Origin of the sequence: Pseudomonas wuhanensis, from assembly GCF_030687395.1 — a bacterium.
Classification (GTDB): domain Bacteria; phylum Pseudomonadota; class Gammaproteobacteria; order Pseudomonadales; family Pseudomonadaceae; genus Aquipseudomonas; species Aquipseudomonas wuhanensis.
In genome coordinates, this window is the sequence record NZ_CP117430.1 from 4641461 (window position 1) to 4655490 (window position 14030).

The window sequence follows — 14030 nt, forward strand, 5'->3', positions numbered from 1 at the left end:
CGCTGGAAACAGCGCCTGAACTCAAGCCGATTAAATAGCCGCGGTTCGTGCGATCAACCACTCAAGGGCCGCGCCATCGAGCAACGGACTCAAGCGTTCACGCACCTCAGCGTGATAGCCATTGAACCACTGCTTTTCATCTTCGGTCAGCAGCGACGGTTCCAGGCAACGGGTGTCGATCGGGCACAAGGTCAGGGTTTCGAATTTCAGGAACTCACCGAATTCGCTCTTGCCCGCTTCGCGATTCAACACCAGGTTCTCGATCCGCACGCCCCAGCGACCCGGACGGTAAGTGCCCGGTTCGATGGATGTGATCATGCCCGGCTGCATCGCGGTTTGCGGTGCCGCCGCGGCCTGATAGGCGATCACTTGCGGGCCTTCGTGAACATTGAGGAAGTAGCCGACGCCGTGACCGGTGCCGTGACCGTAGTCGACGCTTTCGGCCCAGATCGGTGCCCGAGCAATAGCGTCCAGCAACGGCGACAGAATGCCTCGTGGGAACTGTGCACGGGAGAGCGCAATTACCCCTTTGAGCACGCGGGTGCAATCGCGCTTCTGCTCGTCAGTCGGCGTACCCACTGGCACCATTCGGGTAATGTCGGTGGTACCGCCCAGGTATTGGCCGCCGGAGTCGATCAGCAACAGGCCGTCACCCTCGATCACCGCGTGTTCTTCTTCGGTGGCGTGGTAATGCGGCATCGCACCGTTGGCGTTAAACGCGGCAATGGTATTGAAGCTCAGCGACACATAATCCGGACGCCGGGTACGCGCCGCGGTCAGGTGTTCGTCGATGGTCAGTTCGGTGATGCGCTCACGCCCCAAGGCCGCTTCCAGCCAGGCGAAGAATTCGCACAGCGCCGCGCCGTCCTGCTCCATGGCCCGACGAATGTGCTCGGCATCGGCCAGGCTTTTCTGCGACTTGGCCAGGGTAGTTGGATTCAGGCCTTCGAGCAGTTTCACACCGCTGTCCAGGTTATCCAGCAGACCCGCCGTGACCCGCGCCGGATCGACTTGCAGGCTCTCGCCGCTCGGCACAGAGCGTAAGGCGGAGGTTACTTCGCTGTAATCGCGCAGGGTCACGCCGTCCTGTTCGAGAATGGCGCGCAGTTCGGCGCTCACTTTGCTCAGGGCCACGAACAAGGTGGCCTGCTGTTGGCTGATCAGGGCGAAGGACACGAACACCGGATTGAACGACACATCGCCGCCGCGCAGGTTGAACAGCCAGGCGATGTCATCGAGGGTAGCGATGAAGTGCCAGTCGGCGCCGCGCTCTTTCAGCACCTCACGCAGTTTGGCGAGTTTTTCGCCACGGCTGACCGTCGCCTGAGGCGGCAAGTGCTGGTAGATCGGCTCGTTCGGCAGACTCGGACGATCACTCCAGACTTCACCCAGCAGGTCGATGTCGGTGCGCAGACGTGCGCCGCGCTCTTCGAGTTTGCTGCTCAAAGTACGCGCGGATGCCACGGCCATCACTGCGCCATCGACTGCAACGACACCGCCTTCAGGAGTTTGCTCGGCCAGCCAATCGAGCGGGCCGGGTTGACCCGGTTGCAGCTTGACCAGTTCGATGCCGCTGCCCTTGAGCTCCTTGCTCGCTTGTTCCCAATAACGGCTGTCGGCCCAGACACCGGCAAAATCCGGCGTAACGATCAGCGTGCCCACCGAGCCATGAAAACCCGACAGCCACTGCCGTCCCTGCCAATAGCCCGGCAGGTATTCCGACAGGTGCGGGTCGGCCGACGGCACCAGCAGAGCATGAATGCCCTCCCGGCTCATCAGCTCACGGGTTTGCGCCAGGCGCTGGGGTACCAATCCATTGGTCAAAGGCTGTGTACTCATCGTGTCTCCTGCTAACCACTCATCATTATTATTCGGTGCCGATCGGAGTCGGCGCTTAAGGACCTGTCGCCCAGAATGCCGGAGCACTGGCGCAAGCTGCTTTAATCAGGTGTACCGCTTGATCGATATCCTGCTCGGTGGTGAAACGCCCCAGGCTCAAGCGAATGGTGCGACTGGCCGAGCGCGCGTCATGCCCCAGGGCCAGCAGCACATGGGACGGCGCATTGCTGGCGGAATTACAGGCAGAGGTCGCGGAAAACGCAATCGAGGTGCTCAACGCCACGGAACTGAACTCGCCTTCGTTGAAAGTCAGGCTCAGGGTATGGGGAATGCGCTGGGTCGGGCTGCCATTGAGACGCACGCCGGGAATGCTCAGCAAAGGTTCGAGCAAGCGTTCACGCAGACGCGCGATGGTGGCTTTTTCTTCATCGAACGAGGTGGCCGCCAACGCGAAGGCTGCACCCATGGCGGCAATCTGGTGCGTCGCCAGCGTGCCGGAACGCAACCCGCCCTCATGACCGCCGCCGTGGATCTGCGCTTGCAGACGTTGCTGCGCACGAGGACCGACATACAGTGCACCGATGCCTTTGGGACCGTAGACCTTGTGCGCCGAGAATGACATCAAATCCACCGGCCACAGGGCCAGATCGATTGCCACTTTACCCGCCCCCTGAGCCGCATCAACGTGAAACAACGCATCGCGATCACGCACCAACTGGCCGATGGCCGGGATGTCGTTGATGGTGCCCAGTTCGTTATTGACCAGCATCAACGACACCAGAAAGGTGTCCTCACGCATCGCCTCGCTGACCGCTTGCGGGGTAATCAGGCCTTCGGCATCAGGCACCAGATACGTCACCGCAACGCCTGCGTCCTGCAACTGTTTTGCAGTGTCGAGAATCGCTTTGTGTTCGATCTGGCTGGTGATGATGTGGCCACCGGATACACCGCGGGCCTGGGCCACGCCCTTGAGGGCAAGGTTGTTGGATTCGGTGGCACCGGAGGTCCAGACGATCTGTTCCGCCTGGGCGCCCACCAACTCGGCGACCTGGCGCCGTGCTTGCTCGACCGATTGCCGGGCTTGTTGGCCGAAGGCGTGGGAACTGGACGCTGGATTGCCGAAGTTACCGGTGAAACCCAGACACTCGACCATGACCTTGATGACCCGCTCATCCACCGGCGTGGTGGCGGCGTAGTCGAAATACAACGGACGTTTATTCATAAAAGACTCGCAGAGCGTGTTCCGGGATCAGGAAGCTCGTCACTGGAAGTTTCAAAGCGCCGCCTCATGAGCGACGCCGAACTTTCAGAACGACAGCAATACCTGATCGGAGGCCATTAAAGAAGAACAACTTCATTTAAAAGTGCGTAGGAACGCTCCTGAAGTCGAGCTTAACAGGCATCGGGCCACCGGATGAAGCAATGCGTCAGCTAAAGCTTTCGAGCAATAACGGATACAGCGAAGCCACCAACAATAAGGCCATACCCCAGTTGAACAGCCGCAACCAGCGGCGATCGCGCAACACATTGCGCAACAGTGTGCCGCAACCGGCCCACACCCCGACGCTTGGCAGATTAATCAAGGCGAAGACCGCGGCAATCACAATCACATTGGTGAAATAGCCCTGCATCGGCGTGTAGGTGCTGATGGCTCCAATGGCCATGATCCAGGCCTTGGGGTTGACCCATTGAAACGCTGCCGCACCCAAATAACTGATCGGCTTGCCCTCACCCTGTTCACCCTCGGCTACCGGACCGGAATGAGCAATCTTCCACGCCAGGTACAGCAAATACGCCGCGCCGACATACCGCAACACCGTGTAAAGCATTGGATAGGTTTGAAACACCGTGCCCAGGCCGAAACCGACGGCGACCACCAGGACGAAGAAGCCACAAGTGATGCCCAGCATATGGGGAATGGTGCGGTGAAAGCCGAAATTCACGCCCGAGGCCAGCAACATGGTGTTGTTCGGACCGGGAGTGATCGAGGTGACAAGGGCAAACAGGGCAAAGCCCAGCAGCAGGTCGAGCGAGAGTGTCATGGGTGGCAGTCCATCAAGGTCAGTCAGGTATTGACCCTATCGCACGCCTTGAGGGAAACCCATGGACAGTTGCGTGAAAGTTCGAGCAGTACAGTCGTTGCTCAGCTTGGGCGACCGTGCAGCTGTACCGCGCGTTCGGCGTTCATCTCGCCGTGTTTGTCGAAACTGAACGATTTTGGCGGCTGGCCGAGCAATTCGGCTTTCTTCGCATGGTACTCATCGAAGGACAAGCCACGACGATTCAGGGCCTCCAGCGCCAGTTCCCGGGTTTCTTCGGCGGTGTAGGGCCGCAGTTCCGGTGAAACATGGGTGGCACATCCGGCGAGAACGGAGATGGCGAGCAACAGGAAAGTGGCGAATAGAGATTTCATTTCGGGTGTCCGGTGATCTGGGTTCGGGGCAATGAACACAGGCTACCGGTGCCGCTCGAAGGGCAGAAATCAACGCTCTCGATAGTCGCTATCGACTTTGGTAAACGGCTCTGTGGTTGTCAGCCTTATATTTCTAAAAGGTCTATAAATATTAATTTATGGTCTTTTACGGAATAACAGAGAGCCTTTATAAACAACTCCATCACTTCACGCACTGTTGCCCACGCAACTGTTTGCCTGGCAACAGTCAATCAACAAACAGCCAGTCAAATCGAACAGCGCCTGCCAGCAACCGCGCTGAAAGCCACGGAAAACGGGGCTCCTAAGGATTGGTACAGCTCTTGCTCAACTCCGGTGACTCATCACTGTTCGCTGAGCAACTGTTTAAAAAAGGAACTGATCATGTCGCGTCCATTGAAAGTCGTTGCCCTCTCCGGCGGTACCTGGCGTCCGTCTCGTACGTTGGTGTTGACCCAGGCGCTGTTGGCCGAACTGGCCGAGCAGTTGCCGATCGAGAGCAAGCTGATCGAACTGGGCGATATCGCCCGACCACTGGGCGCCGCGCTGTCGCGTCAGGAACTGAGCGCCGACATCGAAGCCGAGTTGCAAGCGATCGAAAGCGCCGACTTGCTGATCGTTGCCGCGCCGGTTTATCGCGGCTCCTACCCAGGCCTGCTCAAGCACCTGTTCGACCTGATCGACCTCAACGCACTGATCGACACTCCGGTGTTGCTGGCCGCCACCGGTGGCAGCGAACGTCACGCGCTGGTGCTCGATCATCAGTTGCGGCCGCTGTTCAGTTTCTTCCAGGCCCTGACCTTGCCGATTGGCGTCTATGCCACCGAAGCCGACTTCTCTAATTATCAAATAACCAGTGAGCCCTTGAAGGCCCGCATTCGTCTTGCTGCAGAACGCGCGGCGCCGTTGTTCGGCGTACACCCCAAAAATCTGCTGAAAATCGCTTAAGGATCTCTTCATGGATGTTTTCTGGTTTCTGCCGACCCACGGCGACGGCCATTACCTGGGCACCACTCAGGGCGCGCGCCCGGTAACCCTCAACTATTTGAAACAAGTGGCCCAGGCTGCCGACAGTCTGGGTTACCACGGCGTGCTGATTCCCACTGGACGTTCCTGCGAAGACTCGTGGGTGATTGCCTCGGCCCTGGTGCCGCTGACTGAGCGCCTGCGGTATCTGGTCGCTATCCGTCCGGGAATCATCTCGCCGACAGTCTCGGCACGGATGGCCGCGACGCTGGATCGACTGTCCGGCGGTCGCTTGCTGATCAATGTGGTGACCGGTGGCGACCCGGATGAAAACCGTGGCGACGGCAGTTTTCTCGATCACAGCGAACGCTACGAAGTCACCGACGAATTCCTGAAGATCTGGCGCCGCGTGCTGCAAGGCGAATCGGTGGATTTCGAAGGCAAACACCTGCGGGTGCAGAATGCCAAAGCGCTGTATCCGCCGGTGCAGAAACCTTATCCGCCGCTGTATTTCGGTGGGTCGTCTGATGCGGCTCATGACTTGGCCGCCGAGCAGGTCGACGTTTACCTGACGTGGGGCGAACCACCTGCCGCCGTGGCCGAAAAACTGGCCGATGTTCGAGAGCGCGCGGCGCGAAACGGTCGCACGGTGAAGTTCGGGATTCGCCTGCATGTGATCGTTCGTGAAACCGCCGAAGAGGCCTGGAAAGCTGCGGACAAACTCATTGAGCACATCAGCGACGAGACCATTGCTGCCGCGCAAAAATCGTTCTCGCGATTTGATTCCGAAGGCCAGCGGCGCATGGCCGCATTGCATGACGGCCGTCGCGATAACCTGGAAATCTCGCCCAATCTCTGGGCCGGCGTCGGTCTGGTGCGCGGCGGTGCCGGGACTGCGCTGGTGGGTGACCCGCAGCAAGTGGCGGCGCGGATCAAGGAGTACGCGGACTTGGGGATCGAGAGTTTCATCTTCTCCGGCTACCCGCATCTCGAAGAGGCTTATCGCTTTGCCGAACTGGTGTTCCCGCTGCTGCCCGAGCCGTATGCCAGCCTGGCCGGACGTGGCGTCACCAACCTCACCGGGCCGTTTGGCGAAATGATTGCCAATGATGTGCTGCCGGCCAAAGCCACGGCCTGAAAGCCTCCCCTACTGATCGTTCCCATGCTCTGCGTGGGAACGATCAGTCGCCAGAAAAAAGGAACCTCGCGTGACTGCCAAGCCGCTAAGCGCCCTGTTGTCCCCCTTGCAGACCGCCCGCCAGCTGGCCGCCGAGTTTGCCCTGACCGCTGTCGAGCGCGATGAACGCGGCGGTACGCCGAAAACCGAACGTGATGCCTTGCGCCACAGCGGCCTGCTCGCTTTGAGCATTCCCGTCCAATACGGCGGCCTCGGCGCCAGCTGGAGCGAAACCCTGACCATCGTGCGCGAGTTCGCCAAGGTCGACAGTTCAATCGCCCATGTCTTCGGCTTTCATCACCTGATGCTCGCCACCGTGCGCCTGTTCGCCCGGCCCGAACAATGGCAACCGTGGTTTGAACAAACCGCGCGCAAGAACTGGTTCTGGGGCAACGCCCTCAACCCGCTGGACACACGCACCGTGGTGAAAAACCTCGGTAGTTGGCGCGAGTTTTCCGGCAAGAAGAGCTTCTGCTCCGGCGCCAGCGACTCGGAAATGCTGATCGCCTCGGCCGTCGACGAAAGTGCCGGCGGCAAGCTGTTGATCGCCGCGATTCCCAGCGGGCGCAGCGGTATCACGCTGCACAACGACTGGAACAACATGGGTCAGCGCCAGACCGACAGCGGCAGTGCCACGTTTGAACGGGTTCGGGTCGAAGAGTCGGAACTGCTGCTCGACCCCGGCCCGTTGAGCACACCGTTCGCCTGCCTGCGTCCCTTGATTGCCCAGCTCACGTTCACCCACATGTTCCTCGGCATTGCCGAGGGCGCATTCGAAGAGGCGCGGCAATACACCCTTACTGAAACCCGTCCGTGGCACAAATCCAGTGCTGCGGATGTGCGGCAAGATCCTTACGTGCTCGTCCATTACGGCGAATTCTGGGTGGCACTGGAAGGTGTTCGACTGCTGGTGGAGCGAGCCGCCATGTTGCTCGACAAGGCCTGGGCCAAGGGACCGAACCTGAGCGCCGAGGAACGCGGTCATCTGGCCACCGCCATCGCCACCGCCAAGGTCGCAGCGACGCGCAATGGCCTGGAACTCTGTAGCCATTTGTTCGAAGTGACCGGCGCCCGCTCGACTCACGCTTCACTGCGACTGGACCGCCATTGGCGCAATCTGCGCACGCAAACCCTGCACGATCCGGTGGATTACAAACTCCATGAACTGGGTGACTGGGCGCTGAACCAGTCCCTGCCGATCCCGACCTTCTATTCATAGCCTTCCACTCATGGAGCCTGTCCCATGCAACTGCTGACCTTACCGCCCTCACCCGCGTTGGCCACCTCGATCCGCGCTACGGCACAGGTGTTCGAAGACCCGAAATCCCAGGCCCTGCTCGCGCACTTGCAGCAGGTCGCGCCGAGTGAGGCCAGCGTGCTGATCATCGGCGAAACCGGCACCGGCAAGGAGCTGGTGGCGCGGCACATCCACAACCTCAGCGCCCGGCGCAACCGGCCGTTCGTGGCGGTGAATTGCGGCGCATTCTCCGAATCGTTGGTGGAGGCCGAGCTGTTCGGCCATGAAAAAGGTGCCTTCACTGGCGCGCTGAGTGCCAAGGCCGGCTGGTTCGAAGAGGCCGATGGCGGCACCTTGTTCCTCGACGAAATCGGTGATCTGCCGATGGCGATTCAGGTGAAATTGCTGCGGGTGTTGCAGGAGCGCGAAGTGGTGCGGCTGGGTTCGCGCAAGAGCATTCCGATCGATGTGCGCGTGCTGGCGGCGACCAACGTGCAACTGGAGAAAGCCATCAACGCCGGGCACTTTCGCGAGGACCTGTATTACCGCCTCGACGTGGTCAGTCTGGAACTGAGTCCATTGCGCGAGCGCCCCGGCGACATCCTGCCGCTGACCCGGCATTTCGTCGAAGCCTACAGCCAGCGCCTGGGTTACGGCAGCATCACCATCAGCAAAGAGGCCGAACACAAACTGCGCAGCTACGGCTGGCCGGGCAACATCCGCGAACTGGAAAACGTCATTCACCACACGCTGTTGATCTGCCGCAATGGTGTGATCGAGCGCGATGACTTGCGCTTGTCGAACATGCGCATCGAGCGTCAGGACGACCACCACGCCAACGTCGACGACTCACCGGAAGCCTTGCTCGATCGGGCCTTTCAAAAGCTCTTCGAGGAACAGGCCGGCGCGCTGCACGAGAAAGTCGAAGATGCGCTGTTGCGGGCAGCCTATCGCTTCAGCCATTACAACCAGGTGCACACCGCTGCCCTGCTGGGGCTGAGCCGCAACGTAACCCGCACTCGGCTGATCAAGATCGGCGAATTGGCGGTGAATAAACGCCGACCCACGGAGAACCTGCAGGGTGAGCGATTGATGCAGTTGTCGATCTAGCCGATCAGCGTGCAGTGCAATGCGTTGTCGTGGCTAAGCGCCAGGCTATGCAGCACCTGAAATGAGCCGAAGGTGACGGTTTTCGCCCGATGGGCGCGAATCAGCTGCCAGAAATCCTGCTCGCCGCTTTCGAAGCTCTGAAAGGCAGCTTCTCCGGCTTCGCGGGATTGCCATTGCAGGTAGTTGAGCACCCGCCGGCCATCGTCGCTGGCCTGGATGTTGGCACTCAAGAAACCTGGGTAGCCTTGGGCCAGACGTTCAGTGTGCGCCGACAGTGCCGACACCAGCGCGGCCTGCTGACGGGGTTCGATCTCGAATTCGATCAGTTGGGTGAAGCTGCGATTTTTCTCTGGCGCGTGCATGAATAGTCCCCACTCACTGTAAGCCGGATCTTGCGATCCGAAGGCCTGCAGGGTAAAACCTCGAGCTAACTAGAGGTCAAGGGGCATCTTTTAAATGATCACCTCGCAAAACCTGCATAAAGAGCTGACCGTCGGCCAAGTGGCCGCCCGCAGTGGTGTGGCGGTCACGGCGCTGCATTTCTATGAATCCAAAGGCCTGATCAAAAGCAATCGCAATCAAGGCAATCAGCGGCGTTATCCGCGGGAAGTGTTGCGCCGAGTGGCGCTGATCAAAGTGGCCCAGCGCCTGGGGATTCCGCTCGCGGAGATCGGCGAGGCGTTGAAATCCCTGCCGGACAACCGTGCGCCGACAGCAGCAGACTGGAAGGTGTTGTCGGCGCAGTGGAGCCGGGATCTGGATGAGCGGATCAATCAGCTGACCCTGCTGCGGGACAAGCTCAATGGGTGTATCGGGTGTGGATGTTTGTCGATGGAGGCGTGTCCGCTGCGTAACTTTGGTGATGTGTTGGGGGAGCGTGGGCCGGGGGCGCAGTTGCTGTCATGATCGCTGAACAGTGGCACTGCTGCTCGTCGGGCACTCGGTTGCGGGGAAGGGGCTGACCTATAGTATTTCGACCGAAAATCGGCGAAGGAACACCTTAACCCCATAACAAAAGGAGAACCGTCATGAGCGTAAAACCTATTCCAGAGGGTTATCACAGCATCACTCCTTATCTGGGCATTCAGAAAGCTGCCGAAGCTATCGACTTCTACAAGAAAGCCTTTGGCGCCACCGAAGTCATGCGCCTGTCCATGCCCGATGGCGGCATCGGGCATGCCGAACTGCGTATCGGCGACTGCCCGATCATGCTGGGCACACCCTGCGACCAGGGTCCATTGAGCAACCCGGACAACTCGCCGTCAGTCGGGCTGCATCTGTATGTGAACGATGTAGACAAGTCCTTTAAACAGGCAATCGATGCCGGTGCCACGCAGGTGTCCGAGGTCAAGGATCAGTTTTATGGCGACCGTTCGGGGACTTTGAAGGACCCTTATGGGCATCTGTGGTTTTTGTCCACGCGTAAAGAGGATCTGACTCAGGAGCAGATTGAACAGCGGGCGAAGGAGATGTTTAAGCAGGGTTGAGATCTTCAGTGCCTGATCCGGCCTCATCGCGGGCAAGCCCGCTCCCACAGGGATCTCTGTTGTTCACAGATAATGTGTTCAACACACAAATCCTGTGGGAGCGGGCTTGCCCGCGATGGGCATAGGTATCTACACATCTCTAAAGTCTTCGGCTGGCCACCCAGCCGATGGCCTCTTTAGCAAAACCCGCCAGTTCCTGGGGCGTGTATTGCTCCAATGTCTCGCACATGGCCAAAAGCATGTATAAACCGGCCAGCAGCGCGGAAGCCGTCACCGGCTGCGAGCGCTTCATCTGTCGACCAGACAGACGGACCAAAAAATCCCGTGTTTGCTCAGCAAACTCCCCCTTAGCCCGCATCAGACGCCAACTGACAGCACATGCCTGACTGGCGATCAACAGCCGTTTGAACACCGCTTCACCGCTCTCTTGCTGCCAGTTTTCCAGCTGATGCCCACCCCCTTTAAGCAGTTTGAAGTAGGACTCGATACGCCAGCGCCAGTAATACCAGAGCGCCAATCGTTCATCTGCGACCTCTTGCTCAAGGTTGCTCAGCAAATACCATTCGGCCAGCAGGTGACCATCGGCTCCCAGTATTCGGCTCACGACGAGCCGGGCCGGCAACGGCTCACCAGACTTGCGCAGCGTCTTGCGGTCGGCCCTGTCTTTGGTGAAAGGCTGGGCTTGGCGAGTCAGCACGACGGCGGTTTCTCCCACCCATTGAATGGCCGGTTTTCCTTTGTAGTCCACCTTGCGAGTTTTGCGGTAGGTCATCTCGCGAGCAATTTGACTCAGGGCCCTCGATTGACCTGCATGACTGGCCGTGGAACCGGCCTTGACTCGCACCAGCCATTGCCGACCTTCGGCCTGCCATTGCCTCAGGTGAGCGACCGAATCAGCCTCTCGATCCACGATATGGACAAGCGGCTTGGCAAAATTCTGCTGTTCCAGCCAAGTGATACGTTGTGTCAGTTCATGCAGATGCTTCTCAGGGGCCAGCACTTCTTCGGCTCGCGTGCTGAGCACGCCGTCCCTGGTCGCTAGATTCTGAGCAGGAGTACAGATCGGTGCACCGTCACGATCCGTGACGAGCAGGCTGCTTTGCAGCTCGTAACCGATGTCGCCCCGGTGGGTCATTTGCAGGCGATCAGCCTTGCTGTGGTGGTGCATGTAATTGAGCCGAGACCAATCATGCATGACCAGCGCGTAATCATCGCAGTCATCTCGACAACCCTCGTGGGCTAACGCCAGCAGCGGTTTAACCAGGTCAACGGGCCGAACCCGGTCATTGCTCAAAAATCGCCAAAGGGCTTGCGTCTGTGCAAAAGCCTTGTCGCTTCGCGGCAAGGCTTTCATCCCGGCGGCCAGCGCCGGTAGTCCATTACTGTGTCCCATGACTAACTCGTCGTATCGTTTTGTCAGTCGGGCATCTAGCCCGGTCATTTGATATCCATGCCGTCCCTTTATAGACCAGGATCGGGAGATGTGTAGATACCTATGCCGCGATGGGGCCATCACATTCAACATCAATGCTGACTGCTCCCACTCAGGGCAGAAACACGAAACATTTACTTTCATATCCCCTTTCGGGATTTTCGATGCTCATACGTCTTATTTAGATGCAGTCGGTCGCGCAGGCAAAAGCCACGGCCGGACTTTTCATGGACCGCAACGCTGGGAAGCCCGCAGCAGTGGTCCTCTCATCGAAACAAGACCGTTAATCATGTCGAAGAAATCCCGTTCAAAACTCTGGTTTCTGGTCCATAGCTGGCTGGCGCTGCCCATCTGGTTCTTTGTATTGATCGTCTGTGTGACCGGCACGCTGGCGGTGGTCAGTCAGGAAATCATCTGGCTGGCCAACCCGCAAATGCGTGCCAGCCCGCCTTCGGACGATGCGCCGCGGCTCAACTATGACGAGATCATTGCCGCCATCAAAAAGGCCGAGCCCCAGACGCTGGTCGAGGGCATCAGTCGCCCCGACGAGTCGCATTTCGCCCTCGACGTGGACGTCAGTTACCCGGACGGACGCTCGGTGACAGTGTATGTGAACCCCTACAGCGGGGTGATCCAGGGCACCGCTCCACCATTCAACTTCAAGGCATTCACCCGCGCACTGCATGGCTGGTGGCTAGTGCCGTTCACCAACGGCTACAGCTGGGGCTGGTATCTGGTGTCGTTTCTCGCGCTACCGATGCTGGCGTCGCTGGTGACCGGGCTGGTGGTCTACAAACGGTTCTGGAAAGGCTTCTTCCGACCGACCCTGCGCATTCGCCATGGCGCGCGGATTTTCTGGGGCGACTTTCACCGGCTCAGCGGCATCTGGTCGATCTGGTTCATCGCGGTGATCTCAATCACCGGTGTCTGGTTCCTGATCAAGGCGATTCTGTTCGACAACCAGATTTCGATTACCACAGAACCGGTGGTGTCGGTCGTCTCGCGCGAAAGCGTGCCGTTGACCAGCACCGGCAAACCGGCTCCGATGATCAGTCTGGAACAGGCCATCAAGGTCGCTCAGGAGCAAATCCCCGGACTTGACGCCAGTTTTGTCACCCTGCCGAGCAACGCCTACAGCCACCTCTCAGTGGGCGGTCGAAGCTGGTATCCGCTGATGTTCCAGACGGCCGAGGTCAACCCGTACAACGGCGATATTGCCAGCACGCGGTTGCTGACCGATCGCACCGGCCTGGAGTTCGTGACCGAGTCGATGCGTCCATTGCACACCGGTGATTTTGGCGGGATCTGGATCAAGCTGATCTGGTTTTTCTTCGGTTTGCTGCTGAGCATGATGGTGCTCAGCGGGTTGCTGATCTGGACCAAACGCACCGCCCTGGCCACCGCCAATGCGTTCAAGCGCAGCAACAAGGCCCCGCGCCCGGTGTCGAGACCGCAAACGGTCATGAACCAACAGACTCCGGAGGGCAACCTGTGAGCAAGACGATCACTGCACCGCAGCCTTCCCGGGCGAGCCTGCTCTGGCGCAAATGGCGCTTTCACATCAACATTTTCTTGCTGCTGATCCCTCTGGGCTTCATGCCCAAATACTTTGCCGACGCCTCGCTGTTTCGCGGCGACAGCGGACTGGGAGAACGGGAGATCGGCGAAATCCAGGTCGGCCCCTGGAGCCTGCAACTGGCCGAACTGCGCAACGAAGCGCCGCGGCTGACCGGCCCCGCCGGCTACATGAAAGGCTTTAACGCAGCGCTGTGCGAGCGCTGTCGCGATCAGGTCAAGGCGACTTACCTGCGCATCGGCAAACCTCGCAGCCTGCGCGCGGCCGGGGCGATTTTCTTCGGTACGCCGTACCGCATGGGCGCGATGCTGCTAGTGCCTGAGAAGACCAAAGCCGATGCCGAACTGTGGATCACCATGGAAGGCTGGGACGGTGCCATGCATCAAGCATCCATCCCCCTGAGCCAGGCGTCCCCGGCCACCCTCGCATGGCTGAACAAACAAGGAGGCAAACCATGATCAACGCTTTTCGCCCCGTTCTATTGATGTGCTGCGCAGCCTTCAGCACCAGCGCCCTGGCCCATAACCCGATGTGCGAATGCAAGGCCATCGACGCCGAACAGATTCAATGCACCGGCGGTTTTTCCGACGGCAGCGGCGCACCAGGTGTAACCCTGGACGTAATCGGCTACGACGAAACCATCCTGGTGCCTGGCAAGCTCGGCAGCGATTCGACCCTGACGTTCAAGAAGCCCGGCGCTGAGTTCTACGTGCTGTTCGACGCCGGTCCCGGCCATGTCGTCGAGATCGACCAAGCCGACATCGAGGCGCCCTGA

At 59.5% G+C, this 14030-nt stretch carries 15 protein-coding genes; 9 read left to right on the forward strand and 6 right to left on the reverse strand.

Annotation, left to right across the window (positions count from 1 at the left end):
• Positions 1-30: 30 nt before the first annotated feature.
• From PSH88_RS21365 to PSH88_RS21380, 4 genes are all read right to left on the reverse strand, one after another.
• Positions 31-1839, reverse strand: coding sequence for an aminopeptidase P family protein (locus tag PSH88_RS21365; RefSeq protein WP_305422489.1), 1809 nt, complete (start codon positions 1837-1839; stop codon positions 31-33).
• A gap of 55 nt (positions 1840-1894) precedes the next feature.
• A complete protein-coding gene (locus PSH88_RS21370; RefSeq protein WP_305422490.1) occupies positions 1895-3061 on the reverse strand; it encodes a cysteine desulfurase family protein in 1167 nt (388 codons plus the stop codon).
• A 205-nt stretch (positions 3062-3266) separates the two neighbouring features.
• Positions 3267-3881, reverse strand: a complete 615-nt coding sequence (locus PSH88_RS21375; RefSeq protein ID WP_305422491.1) for a LysE family translocator — start codon at positions 3879-3881, stop codon at positions 3267-3269.
• A gap of 101 nt (positions 3882-3982) precedes the next feature.
• Complete coding sequence (locus PSH88_RS21380) at positions 3983-4252, reverse strand: hypothetical protein (RefSeq protein WP_305422492.1); 270 nt, start codon at positions 4250-4252, stop codon at positions 3983-3985.
• A gap of 402 nt (positions 4253-4654) precedes the next feature.
• Between PSH88_RS21380 and msuE the strand changes: the two genes are divergently transcribed.
• The 4 genes from msuE to PSH88_RS21400 all read left to right on the forward strand — a co-directional run bounded on the left by msuE (position 4655) and on the right by PSH88_RS21400 (position 8760).
• Complete coding sequence (msuE, locus tag PSH88_RS21385) at positions 4655-5218, forward strand: FMN reductase (protein WP_008006482.1); 564 nt, start codon at positions 4655-4657, stop codon at positions 5216-5218.
• A 10-nt stretch (positions 5219-5228) separates the two neighbouring features.
• Positions 5229-6374 carry an FMNH2-dependent alkanesulfonate monooxygenase gene (gene ssuD / locus PSH88_RS21390; RefSeq protein WP_038982296.1) on the forward strand — a complete coding sequence of 382 codons (1146 nt, stop codon included), beginning with the start codon at positions 5229-5231 and terminating at the stop codon, positions 6372-6374.
• Between the two features lie 70 nt (positions 6375-6444).
• The gene (locus tag PSH88_RS21395) at positions 6445-7632 is read left to right on the forward strand and encodes an acyl-CoA dehydrogenase family protein (RefSeq protein WP_305422495.1); all 1188 of its coding nucleotides are present in this window, start codon (positions 6445-6447) and stop codon (positions 7630-7632) included.
• A gap of 24 nt (positions 7633-7656) precedes the next feature.
• Positions 7657-8760 (forward strand): sigma-54 interaction domain-containing protein, encoded by a 1104-nt coding sequence (locus PSH88_RS21400; protein WP_305422496.1) that lies wholly within the window; start codon positions 7657-7659, stop codon positions 8758-8760.
• On the opposite strand, the gene PSH88_RS21405 is transcribed toward PSH88_RS21400, so the two are convergent.
• Positions 8757-9122 carry an antibiotic biosynthesis monooxygenase gene (locus tag PSH88_RS21405; RefSeq protein WP_038982293.1) on the reverse strand — a complete coding sequence of 122 codons (366 nt, stop codon included), beginning with the start codon at positions 9120-9122 and terminating at the stop codon, positions 8757-8759. The genes PSH88_RS21400 and PSH88_RS21405 overlap by 4 nt on opposite strands.
• A 94-nt stretch (positions 9123-9216) precedes the next feature.
• On the opposite strand from PSH88_RS21405, the gene soxR reads away from it, so the two are divergent.
• Both soxR and PSH88_RS21415 read left to right on the forward strand, forming a co-directional pair.
• Entirely contained in the window at positions 9217-9666 is a 450-nt protein-coding gene (gene soxR, locus PSH88_RS21410) for a redox-sensitive transcriptional activator SoxR (RefSeq protein ID WP_305422497.1), read from the forward strand.
• A gap of 122 nt (positions 9667-9788) precedes the next feature.
• On the forward strand, positions 9789-10247 hold the full coding sequence (locus PSH88_RS21415; protein ID WP_305422498.1) for a VOC family protein: 459 nt from the start codon (positions 9789-9791) through the stop codon (positions 10245-10247).
• A gap of 139 nt (positions 10248-10386) precedes the next feature.
• Here PSH88_RS21415 and PSH88_RS21420 read toward each other — a convergent pair whose 3' ends face one another.
• A complete protein-coding gene (locus PSH88_RS21420; protein ID WP_305422499.1) occupies positions 10387-11688 on the reverse strand; it encodes a transposase in 1302 nt (433 codons plus the stop codon).
• Positions 11689-11968: 280 nt separating this feature from the next.
• Between PSH88_RS21420 and PSH88_RS21425 the strand changes: the two genes are divergently transcribed.
• Genes PSH88_RS21425 through PSH88_RS21435 form a run of 3 tightly spaced genes read left to right on the forward strand, consistent with a single transcriptional unit; the run spans position 11969 to position 14030 of the window.
• Complete coding sequence (locus PSH88_RS21425; RefSeq protein ID WP_305422500.1) at positions 11969-13174, forward strand: PepSY-associated TM helix domain-containing protein; 1206 nt, start codon at positions 11969-11971, stop codon at positions 13172-13174.
• Entirely contained in the window at positions 13171-13713 is a 543-nt protein-coding gene (locus tag PSH88_RS21430) for a thiamine pyrophosphate-binding protein (RefSeq protein WP_305422501.1), read from the forward strand. Before PSH88_RS21425 ends, PSH88_RS21430 begins: the two co-directional genes overlap by 4 nt.
• Entirely contained in the window at positions 13710-14030 is a 321-nt protein-coding gene (locus PSH88_RS21435) for a hypothetical protein (RefSeq protein ID WP_305422502.1), read from the forward strand. The genes PSH88_RS21430 and PSH88_RS21435 overlap by 4 nt, the downstream gene beginning before the upstream one ends.

Excerpts from the sequence above, each read along its gene's own strand:
- PSH88_RS21365 (WP_305422489.1), bottom strand. The coding sequence starts at position 1,839 with ATGAGTACACAGCCTTTGACCAATGGATTGGTACCCCAGCGCCTGGCG.
- PSH88_RS21370 (WP_305422490.1), bottom strand. The coding sequence starts at position 3,061 with ATGAATAAACGTCCGTTGTATTTCGACTACGCCGCCACCACGCCGGTG.
- PSH88_RS21375 (WP_305422491.1), bottom strand. The coding sequence starts at position 3,881 with ATGACACTCTCGCTCGACCTGCTGCTGGGCTTTGCCCTGTTTGCCCTT.
- PSH88_RS21380 (WP_305422492.1), bottom strand. The coding sequence starts at position 4,252 with ATGAAATCTCTATTCGCCACTTTCCTGTTGCTCGCCATCTCCGTTCTC.
- msuE (WP_008006482.1), top strand. The coding sequence starts at position 4,655 with ATGTCGCGTCCATTGAAAGTCGTTGCCCTCTCCGGCGGTACCTGGCGT.
- ssuD (WP_038982296.1), top strand. The coding sequence starts at position 5,229 with ATGGATGTTTTCTGGTTTCTGCCGACCCACGGCGACGGCCATTACCTG.
- PSH88_RS21400 (WP_305422496.1), top strand. The coding sequence starts at position 7,657 with ATGCAACTGCTGACCTTACCGCCCTCACCCGCGTTGGCCACCTCGATC.
- PSH88_RS21405 (WP_038982293.1), bottom strand. The coding sequence starts at position 9,122 with ATGCACGCGCCAGAGAAAAATCGCAGCTTCACCCAACTGATCGAATTC.
- soxR (WP_305422497.1), top strand. The coding sequence starts at position 9,217 with ATGATCACCTCGCAAAACCTGCATAAAGAGCTGACCGTCGGCCAAGTG.
- PSH88_RS21415 (WP_305422498.1), top strand. The coding sequence starts at position 9,789 with ATGAGCGTAAAACCTATTCCAGAGGGTTATCACAGCATCACTCCTTAT.
- PSH88_RS21420 (WP_305422499.1), bottom strand. The coding sequence starts at position 11,688 with ATGACCGGGCTAGATGCCCGACTGACAAAACGATACGACGAGTTAGTC.
- PSH88_RS21425 (WP_305422500.1), top strand. The coding sequence starts at position 11,969 with ATGTCGAAGAAATCCCGTTCAAAACTCTGGTTTCTGGTCCATAGCTGG.
- PSH88_RS21435 (WP_305422502.1), top strand. The coding sequence starts at position 13,710 with ATGATCAACGCTTTTCGCCCCGTTCTATTGATGTGCTGCGCAGCCTTC.